A 16,714-nucleotide genomic window follows, 5' to 3' on the forward strand; every position below is an offset into this window, starting at 1 on the left:
AGTTAGTTATTTTTTAGTATTTAACAATTCACTTGTCTCTTGAGTACTCGCCTTACTCCCAAAAGATTCAATATGGTTTTAAAAGGGGTCGATCGACCAAATACACATATACATACAATGTTAGGAATTAAACAGCAACAAGCTATTTTGAAAACAAAATTTATATATTTATTTCCTAATAGATATTCTGAGGCCCAAACAGTCAGTGCGCCAGATAAAATAATTACTATAGTATAAAAGGATAACCTTAAGAAATAATGATAAAGTGGCTTTTTAAAGTAATGTTTATAGATAATATAGGGCGTAACCCAAAAAGAGGTTAATAGCATAGCTAAAGATGTGCCTATAAATATTCCCGCAACACCAACCTTTTGAACTAATATAATAGAAACAACAATATTAATGATACACTGAATAAAAGGAACATACCTATCATTCCAAAATAATCCTGTTGCATTTTTAATCATTTCAGCAGCTCTCATAACCATCTGAATATATAAAGAAATAACACTAAATAGAACCACATATATATTTAATAAATAGCCTTTTCCAATCCAAAGTTCAATAAATGGATTTAATAACACAAATAAACATATACAGCAGAAACCCATTCCCCACACGTTTAATAATAATAATGCATTGAAGATTTTTTCTGATTGTTCTTTGCTTCCTGTTGCACATAAATTCCCAACACTAGGAATAATACCGTCGGATATAGTATTGAAAACTGATTTTATAATTCCAATTATTAATGCATAGTTAGAATATAAACCTACAAAAACTACACCCGCAAATTTAGATAAAATAATATTATCAGAAGCATTTAATACAACGGAACCTAGCTTTTGAAAAAACATAGCCCCTATATTTTTCATTAGATTTCTCTCTTCTTGCTTACTTAGCTTATCTACACTTTTCTTTTTAAGAAATGGATATACTTTATCTGCTTTTCTCGACAATACATAGTTTTGAATGAACACACATATTATTGAAATAAAAAGGTATAAAATAAAATCTTTAAATAGTAATAAAACAAGTATCCTAGCAAGTGATTGAATAAATGTAAATAAAGTATTATTATTTGTTACAATATACTGCCTTTGATCTGCCCTAAATATTGATCCCTTATATGAAAAAAAGTACGTAGAGGCTGAGTTTAAAACATACAAAAAATAAATGAATTCAAGGTAAGGTATACTTGGCCTTTCTTTAAAAAAGAAATTCAGGAATGGTATTAGAGAACAGCCAATTAATAATATAGAAATTCCTATAATAGTATACAACTTCTTATAAAGAGTCATATAAACATGAATTTTTTTATAATTTTTTTCTGCAATGGGAGCATACATTGAATATATCATTGCACTTGCAACTCCGAGTTCAGCTAATGATAAAAAAGCTAAAATATTTGTAAACAATCCATTTACACCAAGGTATTTTATTGCCAAGGTATTAATAAACACTGTCCTTACAACAAACGTCATAATTTGATTAGAGAAATGTCCTAAAAACGCAAAACTGACATTTGTTATGGTTTTTTTTGTTCTTGAATTTGATGCTAACATTAATTCATCTTCCCTCTACTTTGTATACTCATTTCTTAAGAACACATTTTATGTACTGTTTTAAGCAACTAATTATATTTACATCTGGAGTCTTATGTAAATATAAAATTGGTTTATAAGAGTCCAGATGTGACGCAGGTGAATAGGGATAGTTTTTGTTCTCATACCATTTAGGATACTTGCCTCTTTGAGATGGATCAAGATGTGCGGGTATATTCTCCTTTTTACACAATAAGCTTAATATAGATTGATCTTCCCTATGTGCAATTAGCTCCTTATTATTTTCTATTTGCCCTACATCACCGGAACATAGAACTTTTTTATCTTGACAGTAATTTAACCACTTCCTTACAAAACTTCTAGACCTTTCACTGTTAATTGCCATAAAAAAAGTCCCTTGAATTTGGTTTGTATTTTTATAAATATCTTCCAAACAGTCCATATGTCTAAAGCAATCGTATTTAGTAAAATTTTTTTCTAAAAGGGGAACGTCTGAAACCCAGATATCACTCTCTTTATCGATGTTAGAAATTAAACTATCAATTCTTCTAATAAAAAAAGCTCCAGAATCACAATAAAAAACTACATCTCCTTCATTTGCTTCTTGCATTACTTTTAAAATAAAGTAAGGCTTCCATAGCCATAATCCATTTCCACGTTTTATATCTAAAATTAATTTATTTTTAGTATAGAATTCCGTATCAATATTCTCCGGACCGAATGAATAAACTTTATCAAAGCGTGCAACATGTTTCCCAGTCCACGTATTAAAACTTTGTGTTTTTTTATATTTTCCATCCGCGTAATTTATCAAAATTTTCATACAATAAAATCCACACTTTCTATACTCTAAATAAAGCGCATTTACCTTATCCAGTTTATATTTTCTGCAACCACCTTTGCTGGTACTCCTGCAATAATACAATTATCTACATTGAATTTTTTACTGACAATTGATCCATATCCAATAACAGTATTTTTAGGTATATATGCGCCTTTCAATATAGTTGATTCGGCAGCAACCCATACATGACTATCAATTTGAATACTTTGAGGAATATTCAATATTTCCCCATTTTCAATATGGATGATAGAATGACCATCTCCATCAATTACTGTACAAGACCAACCAAAGAGAATATCATCCCCAAAAACAATCTCCTTTTCACAGCTCAATAAGAATTTTGAATTTGCTGCAAAACGCTTTCCAAAAATACATGTTCCTGTTGAAATATTTATAACACTTCCAGAGGAAATATTGCAGTTGCCACGAAAAGATAATTTTCCTCCTTCTCCAATAGCAACTATAGTATTCTCTTTTACACCTTTATCAAAAGGGCCATAATTAATTCCAATTTTCACATGACCAAACTTATAGCTCTCATTAACATCAATGCAACCTTTTCTTATTCCTCTATACTTACAACGATATCCTAAAAGAATAGGCATTTTTATGCCTTTTTTTAATCCGAAGGCTCTTATATTAAAAGTTAAGCTCTTTGGAAGTCCAATTATTAAATTAACTTTTTCTGTAAACTTCAATAAAACAACACCTCATAAGATTCATCTTCATTTTTCTATATGTAGCTTATTACAAAAATCTTCAATATCAGAAAATAACATATTATTTTCTTTTAACCATTTAATATCTTTGTCCCACCATTTAACTTTTTCTAAGCAATCTATTTGCTTACTTTGAAACCTCATCCTGATTAACTTTGCTGGTACTCCACCAACAATCGCATAAGGAGGAACATCTTTAGTTACAACAGCGCCTGCCGCTATAATAGCCCCATCGCCCACTGTTATTCCCTGTAAAATAGTAACTCCTGTTCCAATCCATACGTCATTTCCAATTTTAACTGCTACCTGCTTTTCTACATCTATAAAATTAAACTCATCAAATTTTTGTTCCTCAGTAAAAACAATCCCTCTGCCTTCTCGTAATGAATAAAAGCTTGGGCAAGTAGAAACAAAAGTTTCACTTGGATGAGTCCCTACAATAATTCGTACATTTGATGCAACGGAACAATATTTACCAATTTCCGTGTAAGCAATTTTACTTCCAGTTCCTATAACACTAGCAAAACCTATTCTAGAATTTGATATATCAGCATATCTATCTATAACATTATATCCATCTAATCTACTATTCCTAATTTTACTATTTAAACGGATTTGACAGCTTTTTGGGGCACCAAATCTAATTCTTAATATCGCTTCTACTATTCTCAATATTTTTTTTTTCACTTTACATTACCTCTTTGATAAAGCTTTTCTATAAACACATTTTCAATTCCAGTAACAGCTTTGTTCTACATTATTTGCAAGTTTAGGCTTTTCGTTCTCTAAAGGGTACACCCATTCATCATTCATTAATTCTTTTATATAATTATAAACGTTGGTTTCTTCCCATCTCTTACCTTTAATACCAAAGAGGATTTGAGTAACGCCTCCTAAATGAATGGCTTGCTTTCCCGCTTTTTTTAGCATTGCTGCTAAAGGCATACCATAAGCTCCACATCCTAAAATGGCTATATCGAAATCAATTTTCATTGCTTCTTCATACATATATTCTAACGCATCAAACCATGTCTCAAAACGAGCATCCTTTGCACCCGCAATAGTTTGAATTGCTTTAAGTGTTTTTAGTTCAAACTCTGGTAAAAAATCAGGATTTGAAAATAATAATTCTCGCTTGTTATATTGAAATTGAATTGATTCTTCAAATGGATGAATTACTAACACTTTTTTACCTTTTAAGGATTTAGTCCAAGGATTTTTAACTCTCCAGGGCTCAATATTCATTAAATAGCTTATTTTTGCATCTTTTTTTAAGTTCTTTTTAAGAAAATAATCTTCATATTGTACAAACCATACCGCCATCATGTCTGCCTGTCGGGAACTTTCAAGCATTGTATTCATAAACTTTGGCCCTAAATCTTTTTCACAGGGGAAAAAACCTGAATAAAAACAAACGTGTTCCATTGCTTTTTGATATTCGTTTTCTTTTTGAAAATAAAACGAGCTCAATGAAGTTAACTCAGTCGATCCAAATCTACATGTCATAAAAGGCTTACCTGATAGTATTGCGTCAGAAATGTATTGGTTTGCTTGTTCTGCACTTAGCATTTCTTTGTCCACATAACGCTTAATTTTATTTCCGAATTTTTCTTGTCCAATTTTTTTCGATATTCTTGTTCTTAGTTTTCCTTTATAAAGATAATACAAGCCTTCTAATTTATTCATTTATCATTTCTCCTCTATTTAACCTGAAGCTTTTTAAAATAAAAGCAAAACCTATTGAATCATAAAGATTATATGAGTAAGGATACCAGAATACTAATAACATTAAGCACATAGCTGTTCCCCATATATATTTCTTCCTAGAACATTGTCTCATTATAATTAATACAAATATAACTACAAAAACTGCTCCTACAATACCGCATCTAATAATAGTCTGAATATATGCACTGTGAGGTGTTATTTCACGCATATACCCTGTAAGGTGAATGAGATAGCCACTACCAAAAGGTTTTCCAATTAACCATTCTGTTAAATTTAATGTTGATAAATGAGCTGTCCATAGCTGTTCTCTATAGTTTAACGTACTACCACTTTCAGCATTTATTCCATCGAGCCCCATTTGTAACTGAGTTAATAAATTACTATTCCTAAAAAGAAAGAAACATATAGGAATACAAAGAAAAAGAAAAATCAATTGTAAAAGAAATTTTATCGAAATAGTCTTCTTATTTATGTCTTTTATACGGATAGGGTTGCACTTAACCAAGACGTATATTAACCCTATTGCTAGTGCTATCCATACAGACCTATGTTGTAATAAGATTACTAATGCAATGAGCACAAATCCTCCATTTGAAATATAGTGACGTTTTTCCCTAATTAAATCATGATATATTTTGTAAATGGCAATCATTGCTACAATTAAGACTTGTTCTGGTGCTAACACTCGCATAGTTGATCCAGCATCACTCTGTGGAGGCATTACTTTAATCCCCAATCCTAGATCTAAAAGCCAACAAATAGTACAATAAATAACTATACATTTAGTGAATCCACCAATTATTTTTCTCACTTTTGCATCCTCTAAATCAATAGGAATGTACATATAACATATTATAGGTATAAAGAAACTTTCCATTAATCGTCTTATATCTTCTATTACATAAGCAAAATTATTATGAAAGAACCCCCTGAACATTGATAGTAAAAATACTCCAAATGCCAGATAAAGACTCAATTGAATTAGCTTTGGGTATGAGTTTCGCTGATTCTTTTTTATATTTAGGAGTAACGCCATGGCAATCAGATATATAGTTAAAAGATCAGAAGTATCTAATTGAATGACTTGTAAAGACAATCTTAAAGTTTGATTTGTTACCCATTCATATGTGGTAATTATAAAAGCAACTATAGTCATATATAGAACTATATACTTATTTCTTAGTGATAACTCTATTACAAATAATACGATGAACATGGCAAACAAGATTTTTGCAATAAAAAATATAGCTGTCATAAATTTAACCTCATTTAGTCTACTCTTTAAGTAAAAATACTATTAAATTTACATCTCCGTTTCATTAATACTAAGTATTGTTTCTACACAATTACTCCATCTAAATTGTTTTTTCAAACGCAATTGATCCTCTGAAATACTATCTTGATTTAATTTACTTTTATTTATTACGCTGTTACCTATTTTAGAAATAGAGTCACAAATCAAATGAGAATCCATATCTTTCAATATAGTATCTGGACCTGGAGCTGAGACAGCAATTACACAACTTTTATAATAAATTGCTTCCATAATTGCCATACCAAAAATCTCATCATCTCTAAGGTTTAGAAAATAGTCTGCAATATAATGAATTTCCCACATTTCTTCATACTTTACTTGTGGAATAATCACAGCTTTATCTTCTAATCCATAACTCTGAATTTTTTTCTGCATTTCTTTTTTTAAAGGGCCATCGCCAACTACTAATAATTTTTTATTTGGTAATTGGATTTCTTTAAAAATATTAATAAGCTCAAGAGGGCGTTTTTCTGGCTGCAATCTCGCAACAAATGATATTATTTCGTCTTTTGCAGAAAAGCCCCATTTTTCGCGTAATTTCCCTCGGTCATATTCTTCAAAATCTGCTTTCAATGACGAAAAATCTAGTCCCACTGGTGCAACAATACATTGTTGTGCTCCCATAGACATTAGTTCTTTCTTAGCATGATCTGTCTTAGTCACTACCTTAACTTTTTTATATATCTTTAATGTGGTAAGTTTAAAAATTTGATCCATTATTTTTGACTTTATATTTCTTTGAAAACTATGAGCTATACCCACGTAAGGAATAAATTTAATATTATTCTTCTTACAGTAACGATACATCCTAGGTATTATTAATTGAGTATCCGAAAAAGCAAAAACCACATCTGTGTTTTTATCGATAGCTGATGTTTTGAATAAACCATGAGGGCCAATCGATCTAGTGGGAATATATTTAACCTTTATACCTTCATAAGCTTCTTCTGTTAACCCTGTACTAAAGCTCAATGGTACGCATTTGTATACTATTACTTCATGTCCATTTTTAGCAATTTCTTTTCCTAATCCGATTTCTTGAGAATGATAAAAACCTTTTCGGCCAAAATTACCGACAATGGGTACAACAATTGCAATTTTCATCTTCAGCTCTTCCTTATTCTATAAGTTAATGAAGAAGAAACAATCCCAATATATGGCTTAATCCAGTAATAAAACCATAGCTTTGGAAACCATTTCTTCAAAAAGATTTTATGACTGTAGGGAGGTTGACCTGTTGGCTTATTTTTCAAAAGAAACCTTTTGTTTATAGGCAACGAAGTATCTTTCCAAGAGCCTACTATACTGTTCCTATCACATTTCCCAACAAATTCTGATGCCACATAAGGCTTACCTCCAGCACGAACTAATCTATATCCATAATCAAAGTCTCCAAATCCATGTTCATACCTCTCATCAATATTGCCTATTAAAGTAGCTGTCCCAGATGGAATTAATAAGCAATTACCGTTGACACAATCACACTCTTGAATATCCCCATTTGGTGTTAGCAAGGTTCTGTTATATGGATTTGTTTCACTATGGTTAATCGCTCCGCCGTAACTTAGCTCATTTTTGTCCTTATACCTAACGCCACCACAAATAATAACGTAATTTTGTTTCTCTCTAGCCCTACTATAATCTTTTAAAATTCCCGAAAGAAATCCTGTAAAAAACTCAACATCATTATTAACCCATAAATAGAAGTCATAAGAAGAGTGTTTCAAAGCTTCTCCGTATGCTAAATGCATTCCTTTATTCCAAAATAGATTCCCAGAACCCTTTAATACAACGAACTTGTTATTTGTATATATCTCCTGATAATGTTTAAAAAGATCATGGGTTCCGTCATTACTACCATCATCAGTTACGTAGAAGTCAATATTTAGATTCATATGATCCATTTCTTTTAAAATAGAAGAAATACACTTTTCTGTTTGTTCTTTTCTATTGAATACTGTCATAACAACAGCCACAGAAATACTTTTATTCATTTTTTCACCACACAATCCTATTACTAGTTATTTCTCAATAAAGTCTATTACTAGCTTATTAATCTTACCGTTATTAGAAACAAATTTTTGAGGCGTGAATAAATTTAACTCTTTAATACATTTTGCTAATTCTTCTTTATTTTCCGCACATAGTACATAATTATTCTTTATAAATAAATTCGCTAATTCTAGCTGATGGTCATCATAGTGTTCATCATATTTAGCCATCCTTGGAAACACAATAACTTTTTTGTTTCTCTTTAAACATGCCGTGACGGTTCCAGTTCCTGCATGTGTAATAATTAAATCTGATTCATCAATAAGTTTTTTAAATTCCTCATCTGCAATCATATCAAAAGATTTGAAATGTCTAGGAATATAGTTATCAAACCCTGATTGGGCAATTAATTGACTTCCATCTAAAACATTTTCCTCACAAAGTTCATCTATGATATGAAATAACCTTGTAAATTTCTTCTCCACCATGGAGCCAATTGTAACCAGTGTTTTCAATAGATTGATCCTCCATAAACAGCCTCAGGATAATGTTTTTCTAATTCTTCCCATTGTATAATAAATAAATCTGCAAATTTATAAATTAGCTGTCCAGTCTTATTAGGGGTATTAATTCGAGCGAAACTTTCTATGTAAATTACTTTTCTCTTAAATATTTTTCCTATTACACACATAGGAATAGCAACTGCTGCTCCAGTCGTAATAATAACATCAGGCCTTTCTTTTAAAAAAATTCCAAATTGTTCAATCATCATTTTAGCCATTCTTACACATGAAACAAACTTATTTGTACGTATTAAATCACTAACGATATATTTTTTCTGCTTCATAGCTTCAGTCGCTTTTGTCCGGGTAACTACATAAAAATAATCGTAACGAGCAGTTATTTCTTTTAGTTGTTTAATTTGTTCTAAATGTCCACCAGAAGATGATATTAGACATACTTTCTTTTTCTTTTGTTTCACTTATATCACTTTCCTATTCCCGTTATATACATTATTTTTCAAAATATCATGTTTGTGGACTTCAATAAATATACTTAATAGAATTGATTAAGAGAATTAAATTTCTTTGATATATTTATTTATAGAAACATCTTTAGTTAAATTTTCAACTAAGTATTCTCGCCCACGTTCGCTCATTTTAGTTAATTTATTACTATCTTTTTCATCAAGAAATCTCTGAATAAGTTTCTCAACCTCATTATAATTTCCTGGTTCAGTTACATATCCACATTGCGTCTCCTCTATAATTAATCTAGCTTCTGATCCTTCCTCTAGAGCACCTAATATTGGTTTTCCAGCAGCAATAATTCCATACAGCTTACTAGGTACAGATACGCCTTTAATTCCTTTAGCATTTAAGCACCAGTGAACATCACCCGCGTTTAAGCTGTAAATTAAATCTGACTTATCTTGATAAGGAATAAACCGGACATTTTGAAGATTATTTTTCTCTTTGTATTGAACTAAGCTCTCTCGAATAGTACCTTCTCCTATAAAAGCAAAAACTACATCGTTTCTATCTTTAAACTTTTCTATAACATTCATCAAGTTTTCAAGATCATAATAAAGCCCTAAATTACCTGAATACATAATGATAAACTTATCCTGCAAACCATACTTTTCTTTAAAAGCTACTACTTTTTCATGATCTGCTGGCAAAGGATAAATTTCTTTCTCATCAATCCAGTTATTAATAAATGTATGGTTAGGTACTTTTCTTCCTTTAAATCTGCCTTTTAATGTTTCAACCATATCGCGCCCAACTACAATTACCTTATCAGCTTGTCTACAACTGAACTTATCAAACATCATCATAGCTTTTAGAACCAGCTTGTTTTTACTATATCCAACAGCCATTGTCTGTTCTGGATTGAAGTCTTGGATATTGTAAATATACTTAGCCTGCTTCATCCATTTACCCCAAACGCCAAGTACGCCTCCTAAAATAGGTGGCTGAGAAATAGAATATACATAGTCCATTTTTCCAACTTTAAAGGTAGCAATCATAGCTCCAATAAAATAGGAAAGAATATTTTTAACTCTGCTTAGTTTATTGCTCTTAGAAAATTCCGGTACACGGATACGAATAACCTTTACGCCGTTAATCTCTTCTTTGTAAAACATTTTCTTTTTATATTCGTCCGCAACTTTTCCTGTATAAGATGGAACTACACAGACTATTGTTATATCAAATTCGTGGATCATTCCTTCTGCTAGCTCTCTTAAGATTTGACCTGTAGAAGCTACATCTGGAATATAATAATGCGCGTATATTAATAGTTTTTTCTTATCAGTTTTCACCTTTTCGACCATAGAATATCTCTTTCCTATCTGCATGAGGCTACACTTACTTATCTTAACAAAAACCTTGTTTTACTAGCCTCTAATATATTATTTATGAATTATTGTTGCTAAGATACTTTACAACGTTAAAAAGAGCACTTCTCTCTATTTCTATGTAATGCGTACATTGAAAAAGAAAGAAGTTGGCTCCTTTTAACAGTCTTATATTAAATTTAATGAATCATTGATTCTAAGTGAAAAATCAATCAAACATCACCTTAATCTTCTCTTCACTTTCAACCTTCTTCATATCCGCTTTAACCATAATACGAACTAGCTCTTCAAATGAAGTCTTAGTTGGATTCCAGTTTAATAGCGTCTTTGCTTTAGTCGGATCGCCCAATAATTGATCTACTTCTGCAGGACGGAAGAATTTAGGATCGATTTCTACAATAACTTCACCCGTTGCTTTGTTTGTTCCTTTTTCTTCTAACCCTTCACCGCTCCACTCAATTTCAATGCCAGTGTGTTTAAATGCAAGCTGTACAAATTCACGTACTGAATGCATTTCACCTGTTGCAATAACAAAGTCTTCTGGCTTGTCATGCTGAAGAATTAACCACATGCATTCTACATAGTCTTTTGCGTAACCCCAGTCACGTAAAGAATCTAAGTTTCCTAGCGTTAATTTTTGTTGCTTACCTTGTGCGATACGTGAAGCAGCAAGCGTAATTTTACGCGTTACAAACGTTTCACCGCGGCGCTCTGATTCATGGTTAAATAAAATACCGTTTACGGCGAACATATCATAAGATTCACGGTAGTTCTTTGTAATCCAGAAGCCGTAAATTTTCGCCACGCCGTATGGAGAGCGTGGATAAAAAGGCGTTGTTTCTTTTTGTGGTACTTCTTGAACTTTTCCGTAAAGTTCAGATGTAGAAGCTTGATACACGCGCGTTTTATCTGTAAGTCCTAAAATACGTACAGCTTCAAGAATGTTTAACGTACCTTTTGCATCAACATCTAACGTATATCCAGGCATGTCAAAAGACACGCGTACATGTGATTGTGCAGCTAGGTTGTAAATTTCATCTGGCTTAATGTCACCAATAATTCGCGTTACGTTTAGTGCATCCGTTACGTCACCATAGTGAAGGTGGAAGTTTGAATTGTTTAATAATGCACTTGCTGCTTCTTCTGTTAAAAGATCTTCTAAACGCTCTTGGTTATAAGAAGAGCTGCGGCGAATTAGTCCATGTACTTCATAGCCTTTTTCTAGTAAAAATTCTGCTAAGTATGATCCGTCTTGTCCTGTTACACCTGTAATTAATGCTGTTTTCATCGTATCCTCCATATATTTCAACTGTTATTTTAGTATTTAGTTTAATTAAAAGTAGTTAATTATTTTGCTGCAGCTAGTTCGTTATCTAAGAACCATTGATACGCTTTTTCAAGACCGTCTTCTAAAGCTGTTTCTGCTTTCCACCCAAGTCCGTTCAATTTTGTTACATCTACTAGTTTACGAGGCGTTCCATCTGGTTTTGACGTATCAAATTGAATGTCTCCTTCATAGCCAACAACTGCTTTTACTTTTTCGCCAAGCTCTTTAATCGTAATATCTTCTCCCACACCGATATTTACAATTTCGTTACCTTCATATGTATTCATTAAGAACACACACGCGTCTGCTAGGTCATCTGAATATAAAAATTCACGTTTTGGTGTGCCTGTTCCCCACATTTCAACGAACGGTGCATTGCTTTCTTTCGCTTCGTGGAATTTACGAAGTAGTGCAGGAAGCACATGTGATGTATGAAGATCAAAATTGTCATTTGGACCATAGAGGTTCGTTGGCATTGCTGAGATGTACTTTGTTCCATACTGACGGTTATAGGATTCACACATTTTGATTCCAGCAATTTTAGCAATTGCATACGGTTCGTTTGTTGGCTCCAGCGCACCTGTTAGTAAGTACTCTTCTTTTAACGGCTGAGGCGCTAATTTTGGATAAATGCATGTACTTCCTAGGAATAATAGTTTTTCTACATTATTTCGATACGCTGCATCAATGATATTTGATTGAATCAATAAGTTATCGTGAATAAATTCCGCTGGATATTCATTGTTTGCCACAATACCGCCTACTTTAGCGGCTGCTAAGAACACAAATTCTGGCTTTTCTTCAGCAAAAAATGCATCTACTTGCGGCTTGTCTCGTAAATCTAGCTCAGCGCTTGTGCGATACACTAGATTGCTATAGCCTTTTTCTTGCAGTTTTCGTACGATAGCTGAACCGACAAGCCCTCTGTGACCAGCTACATAAATTTTCGAATTTTTGTTCATTTTAAGACACCAGCTTTCTTTGGGTTAATAAGCATTCTTCGAGCCAAACAGCATAAAAATGGTTCGGCATATAATTTTAATATCGGCCGTTAGGGAGCGTGTTGTTATGTATGTTAAATCTAATTCGACCATTTCTTCGAACCCTACGTTGCTTCTTCCGCTTACTTGCCATAGTCCTGTACATCCAGGAGTGACAAGCAGTCTTTGCATTTCATATTCTGTATATTCGTTTACTTCTCTTACAAGCGGCGGTCTTGGACCTACTAGGCTCATATCGCCTTTCAAGACGTTGATTAACTGAGGAAGTTCGTCAATACTTGTTTTTCGGATAAATCGTCCTATTTTTGTGACGCGCGGATCATTTTTCATTTTAAACATCGCGCCCGTAGCTTCATTTTGTTCAAGTAATTCAGCTAACTTTGCTTCGGCATCCGAAACCATGGAACGAAATTTATACATATTAAATTCTTCACCATTTTTCCCTACTCTTTTTTGAGAGAAGAAAATTGAACCTTTCGGGTCTTCGAGTTTTATTAAAAGACCAATAATAAGAAAAACAACAAACAAAACAAGTAATCCAACGATTGCTCCTGCTATATCTATACATCTCTTAGCCAAAAGGTACCCGGCTTGATTATTAGGCTGAACTTTCTTTTGTACAACTTGTGTTTGTTGAATAGAAGTTTCCGTTTTAGGTTCAGCAATTGATGGCAACGCAATTCACTCCTTCTATTCTACTCTATTTCTACCGGTTTCTTCGTTTCTTTTTTTAATAAATATTCCATAATTGTTAATAAATTATCTCGTAAATCCTCATGTTGAAGAGCAAATTCGATTGTGGTTTGAATGAACCCTAGCTTCTCTCCTACATCATAGCGCTTACCTTCAAAGTCATACGCAAACACACGTTGGATTTCGTTTAATTTTTGAATAGCATCGGTTAATTGAATTTCACCGCCTGCTCCGACTTCTTGTTCTTCTAAAAATTTAAAAATTTCAGGAGTGAAGACGTAGCGCCCCATGATTGCTAGATTCGAAGGAGCTGTACCCGCGGCTGGTTTTTCTACAAATGTATTCACTTGGTGACGGCGGCCGTCGTTTGAAATCGGATCTACGATGCCATAGCGATGCGTTTGATTGTCAGGAACCGTTTGCACGCCTATTACGGACGAAAGAGTTTGTTCATATTCATTCATTAATTGACGAAGACAAGGTGTTTCTGCTTGGACAATATCATCGCCTAACAACACGGCAAATGGCTCATCGCCGATAAAGTTACGAGCACACCATACAGCATGACCTAATCCTTTTGGTTCTTTTTGACGGATATAGTGAATATCGACGTTTGAAGATTGACGTACTTTTTCCAAAATATCGAATTTTTCTTTTTCAACTAAATTATTTTCAAGCTCTGGAGCATAATCAAAATGATCTTCAATCGCGCGTTTTCCTTTTCCAGTTACGATGATGATGTCTTCAATACCTGATTGAACCGCTTCTTCGACGATATATTGAATGGTTGGTTTATCAACGATTGGAAGCATTTCTTTTGGCATCGCTTTTGTTGCGGGTAAAAAGCGCGTGCCCAGTCCAGCAGCTGGAATAATAGCTTTTTTAATTTTTTTCATCGTCATTCACTCCTTGTTTCTTCCTATTTATATATATTTATATATATTTTTTGTAAGCACTTACGAACAAGCTGCAGCAACAGCGCATTCGTAAGTGCTTATAAATTAATAGGGGCATTTAACCCCACCTCACACCACACTCCTGACAACAAACGTGTCTAAGGTAGTTTTCTACCCACAGTGCAGCCGAGTGCCTCCTTTGATAGTGGCTGAGGAGACATCACCATACATATTACGCTTTATATGACTATTTTTGAATATTCATCCTTTATTAAATAAAAATTAAAAACTTGTCTTTAATTTCAACAAGTTTTCTAAGGGTTCGACACATTATCTAAGAGGATTTTATAGTTCATTTATCTTATCTATTCTCAGTTATTTCTATATGTTTTTACTTACGTCCATTAGACCTATAACTTATGACACAATCGTAAAATTAATGTTATCACAAAAAAAGGAAAAGAGGGATAAGATTTTTTGTCGAAATTTGCGATATAACAAGGTTTTTGAATGAAAAGATAATATTTTCTCTCCAAAAGACCTTTTTATGTCGTTAAATGTTGATAGTCTTACCTTTTTCTATATTCAGTAAGTTGTTAGAACTTCTGTCATACGCAGCAAAAATAATAGATATTTCTATATGAAAATATCTTAATGTATTGTGTGCAAAGAAAGGTGCTTAAGGATATTTCTTGCATTTTCCCTGCTTTTCTCTTACGATATGAAGATAAATCTAAAAATAAAAGGAATTTTTTGTATGATACTAAAAAGAATTTGTGTTGTTGCGATGATACTTGCTATTTCTCATTTTTCCCACACGCCTCATATTCAAGTGACGGACCCAAACTCTTGGAGCAATGCTTCAGTCTGGAATCATAAAGCTACTCTTTGGTCCGTGTTACGTCCTGGCAGTGAATTTTATACGTCTTATACATACGGTTTTAATCTAGAGTTTATCTTACGTAAAATTGCTCACATTTCTTTTTTCGGCTTATTAGCACTATTAATTTACTGGAATTTGAAAAAAAATTCTTGGCGATACGTAAAAGCGTGGGTTTTACTTACTTGTTTTGCTTTTTTAGACGAGTTGCACCAAGCTTTTATTATTGGACGTGACGGACGAATTATTGATGTAGGCATTGACTCCTTTGGCGGCGCGTTGTTTTTATTTTTGCTTTATAAATACAAAAAGATCTCTAGAATTTAGAGATCTTTTTGTGCGTTTCCACTATTCTTTTTTACATATTTCTCGTACTTTTCCATATCTGTACTAATAATCTTAGCTGGAACTCCCGCTACAACACAGTTGCTTGGAATATCTTTTGTCACTACTGCATTAGCTCCTACTACAACATTATCTCCAATCTTGCCTCCAATACAAATTGCTCCCGGAGCAATGTATACGTTATCTCCAATAACCGGCTGCTTGCCGCGTGATCCAACCGTTACATTTTGTGAGATGGTACAGTTTCTTCCGATTTTCGCTGATTTTTGGATAACAACTCCAATTCCGCCGTAGCCGAGTTTTGTCCCTTCACCTATTTCTGCTGTATATGGAATATAAGAGTTGAATTTGTGTCGAATAAAGTCTTTTACATATTCCGCTCCTTTTGTTAAGCCATTTTCGTAAAACATTCTAGATAGTTTATATAAGTCCATTGCTAAGAAACGGTTTAAAGTTTTTGTCAGTACGTTGGTTTCACTTACTTTTAAGGTATAATGCTCTATTTGATCTCCCTCTAGCTCAAGGCCTTCTAAAACAATTAACGTAACATTTTGTCCCTCAATATCTTTAAGGCTTTCAACTGGAAGATTGAAAAAAGTTTGTCCGCAGTATTGATTAGTGGGATCGATGAAGCTTCTAATTTCATTATGCTTTTCCATTAATAGTTTAATAAACGCCGCGTTTCGATGAACACCTACTATTGAATAGATTTTCTGTTCATAGAATGGATAATCTTTCGTTTCAAAATCTTTGTAGCGAAGATCTTCGCTTGTTTTTACTATTTGCTCTCCTTCTGTATTCCGGATAAAGACTTTTACTCTATATCTTCCTCGTTCATGTAGGTTAAATGTATGTGAATGGTTTCTAGAATACGGTACCTTTTCAATTACTTCTTGATCTTTGATTAAGTAATAAGACATTTTTGTATGTTTGTGTTCTCCGTGGCATGTAACTAGAAGCTGATAAAAGTTTTTAAGTTCAATTGTTAGATCAGTAGTCGATAGTTTCATTCGTAACTCCTCTTGTTCATCAGCTGAATACCCTCATTGC

Annotated in this window: 17 protein-coding genes; 1 reads left to right on the top strand and 16 read right to left on the bottom strand. The window is 32.9% G+C overall.

Features of this window, described 5'->3' with window-relative positions; genetic code table 11:
• Positions 1-20: 20 nt before the first annotated feature.
• The 15 genes from ACFX4W_RS27620 to galU all read right to left on the bottom strand — a co-directional run bounded on the left by ACFX4W_RS27620 (position 21) and on the right by galU (position 14,439).
• Positions 21-1,565, bottom strand: a complete 1,545-nt coding sequence (locus ACFX4W_RS27620; protein WP_377560375.1) for a lipopolysaccharide biosynthesis protein — start codon at positions 1,563-1,565, stop codon at positions 21-23.
• 28 nt (positions 1,566-1,593) lie between these two features.
• Complete coding sequence (locus tag ACFX4W_RS27625) at positions 1,594-2,388, bottom strand: hypothetical protein (protein WP_377560376.1); 795 nt, start codon at positions 2,386-2,388, stop codon at positions 1,594-1,596.
• Between the two features lie 41 nt (positions 2,389-2,429).
• The gene (locus ACFX4W_RS27630; RefSeq protein WP_377560379.1) at positions 2,430-3,107 is read right to left on the bottom strand and encodes an LbetaH domain-containing protein; all 678 of its coding nucleotides are present in this window, start codon (positions 3,105-3,107) and stop codon (positions 2,430-2,432) included.
• 27 nt (positions 3,108-3,134) lie between these two features.
• Positions 3,135-3,815, bottom strand: a complete 681-nt coding sequence (locus tag ACFX4W_RS27635) for a CatB-related O-acetyltransferase (protein ID WP_377560380.1) — start codon at positions 3,813-3,815, stop codon at positions 3,135-3,137.
• Positions 3,816-3,857: 42 nt separating this feature from the next.
• Complete coding sequence (locus ACFX4W_RS27640) at positions 3,858-4,814, bottom strand: GT-D fold domain-containing protein (RefSeq protein WP_377560382.1); 957 nt, start codon at positions 4,812-4,814, stop codon at positions 3,858-3,860.
• A complete protein-coding gene (locus ACFX4W_RS27645; RefSeq protein ID WP_377560383.1) occupies positions 4,807-6,111 on the bottom strand; it encodes an O-antigen ligase family protein in 1,305 nt (434 codons plus the stop codon). The genes ACFX4W_RS27640 and ACFX4W_RS27645 overlap by 8 nt, the downstream gene beginning before the upstream one ends.
• A 48-nt stretch (positions 6,112-6,159) precedes the next feature.
• A complete protein-coding gene (locus ACFX4W_RS27650) occupies positions 6,160-7,275 on the bottom strand; it encodes a glycosyltransferase (protein ID WP_377560385.1) in 1,116 nt (371 codons plus the stop codon).
• Positions 7,276-7,277: 2 nt separating this feature from the next.
• Complete coding sequence (locus ACFX4W_RS27655; protein ID WP_377560388.1) at positions 7,278-8,165, bottom strand: glycosyltransferase family 2 protein; 888 nt, start codon at positions 8,163-8,165, stop codon at positions 7,278-7,280.
• Positions 8,166-8,192: 27 nt separating this feature from the next.
• Positions 8,193-8,678, bottom strand: a complete 486-nt coding sequence (gene pssE / locus ACFX4W_RS27660; protein ID WP_342839335.1) for a PssE/Cps14G family polysaccharide biosynthesis glycosyltransferase — start codon at positions 8,676-8,678, stop codon at positions 8,193-8,195.
• The gene (pssD, locus tag ACFX4W_RS27665) at positions 8,675-9,145 is read right to left on the bottom strand and encodes a PssD/Cps14F family polysaccharide biosynthesis glycosyltransferase (RefSeq protein ID WP_328171258.1); all 471 of its coding nucleotides are present in this window, start codon (positions 9,143-9,145) and stop codon (positions 8,675-8,677) included. Before pssD ends, pssE begins: the two co-directional genes overlap by 4 nt.
• Before the next feature lie 96 nt (positions 9,146-9,241).
• Positions 9,242-10,498 (bottom strand): glycosyltransferase family 4 protein, encoded by a 1,257-nt coding sequence (locus tag ACFX4W_RS27670; protein ID WP_342839333.1) that lies wholly within the window; start codon positions 10,496-10,498, stop codon positions 9,242-9,244.
• 232 nt (positions 10,499-10,730) lie between these two features.
• On the bottom strand, positions 10,731-11,810 hold the full coding sequence (gene gmd, locus ACFX4W_RS27675) for a GDP-mannose 4,6-dehydratase (RefSeq protein WP_377560389.1): 1,080 nt from the start codon (positions 11,808-11,810) through the stop codon (positions 10,731-10,733).
• A 59-nt stretch (positions 11,811-11,869) separates the two neighbouring features.
• Positions 11,870-12,811: a GDP-L-fucose synthase gene (fcl, locus tag ACFX4W_RS27680; protein WP_336099437.1), complete on the bottom strand. Its 942-nt coding sequence runs from the start codon at positions 12,809-12,811 to the stop codon at positions 11,870-11,872.
• 24 nt (positions 12,812-12,835) lie between these two features.
• Positions 12,836-13,489, bottom strand: coding sequence for a sugar transferase (locus ACFX4W_RS27685; protein ID WP_377560566.1), 654 nt, complete (start codon positions 13,487-13,489; stop codon positions 12,836-12,838).
• 56 nt (positions 13,490-13,545) lie between these two features.
• Positions 13,546-14,439, bottom strand: a complete 894-nt coding sequence (gene galU / locus ACFX4W_RS27690; RefSeq protein ID WP_377560391.1) for a UTP--glucose-1-phosphate uridylyltransferase GalU — start codon at positions 14,437-14,439, stop codon at positions 13,546-13,548.
• A 757-nt stretch (positions 14,440-15,196) separates the two neighbouring features.
• Between galU and ACFX4W_RS27695 the strand changes: the two genes are divergently transcribed.
• Positions 15,197-15,646 (top strand): VanZ family protein, encoded by a 450-nt coding sequence (locus ACFX4W_RS27695; protein WP_237074616.1) that lies wholly within the window; start codon positions 15,197-15,199, stop codon positions 15,644-15,646.
• Here ACFX4W_RS27695 and ACFX4W_RS27700 read toward each other — a convergent pair.
• Positions 15,643-16,674, bottom strand: coding sequence for a serine O-acetyltransferase (locus tag ACFX4W_RS27700; protein WP_377560392.1), 1,032 nt, complete (start codon positions 16,672-16,674; stop codon positions 15,643-15,645). The genes ACFX4W_RS27695 and ACFX4W_RS27700 overlap by 4 nt on opposite strands.
• Positions 16,675-16,714: the final 40 nt, after the last annotated feature.

The organism is Priestia sp. YIM B13489, assembly GCF_042787645.1.
GTDB classification, from domain to species: Bacteria; Bacillota; Bacilli; order Bacillales; family Bacillaceae_H; genus Priestia; species Priestia megaterium.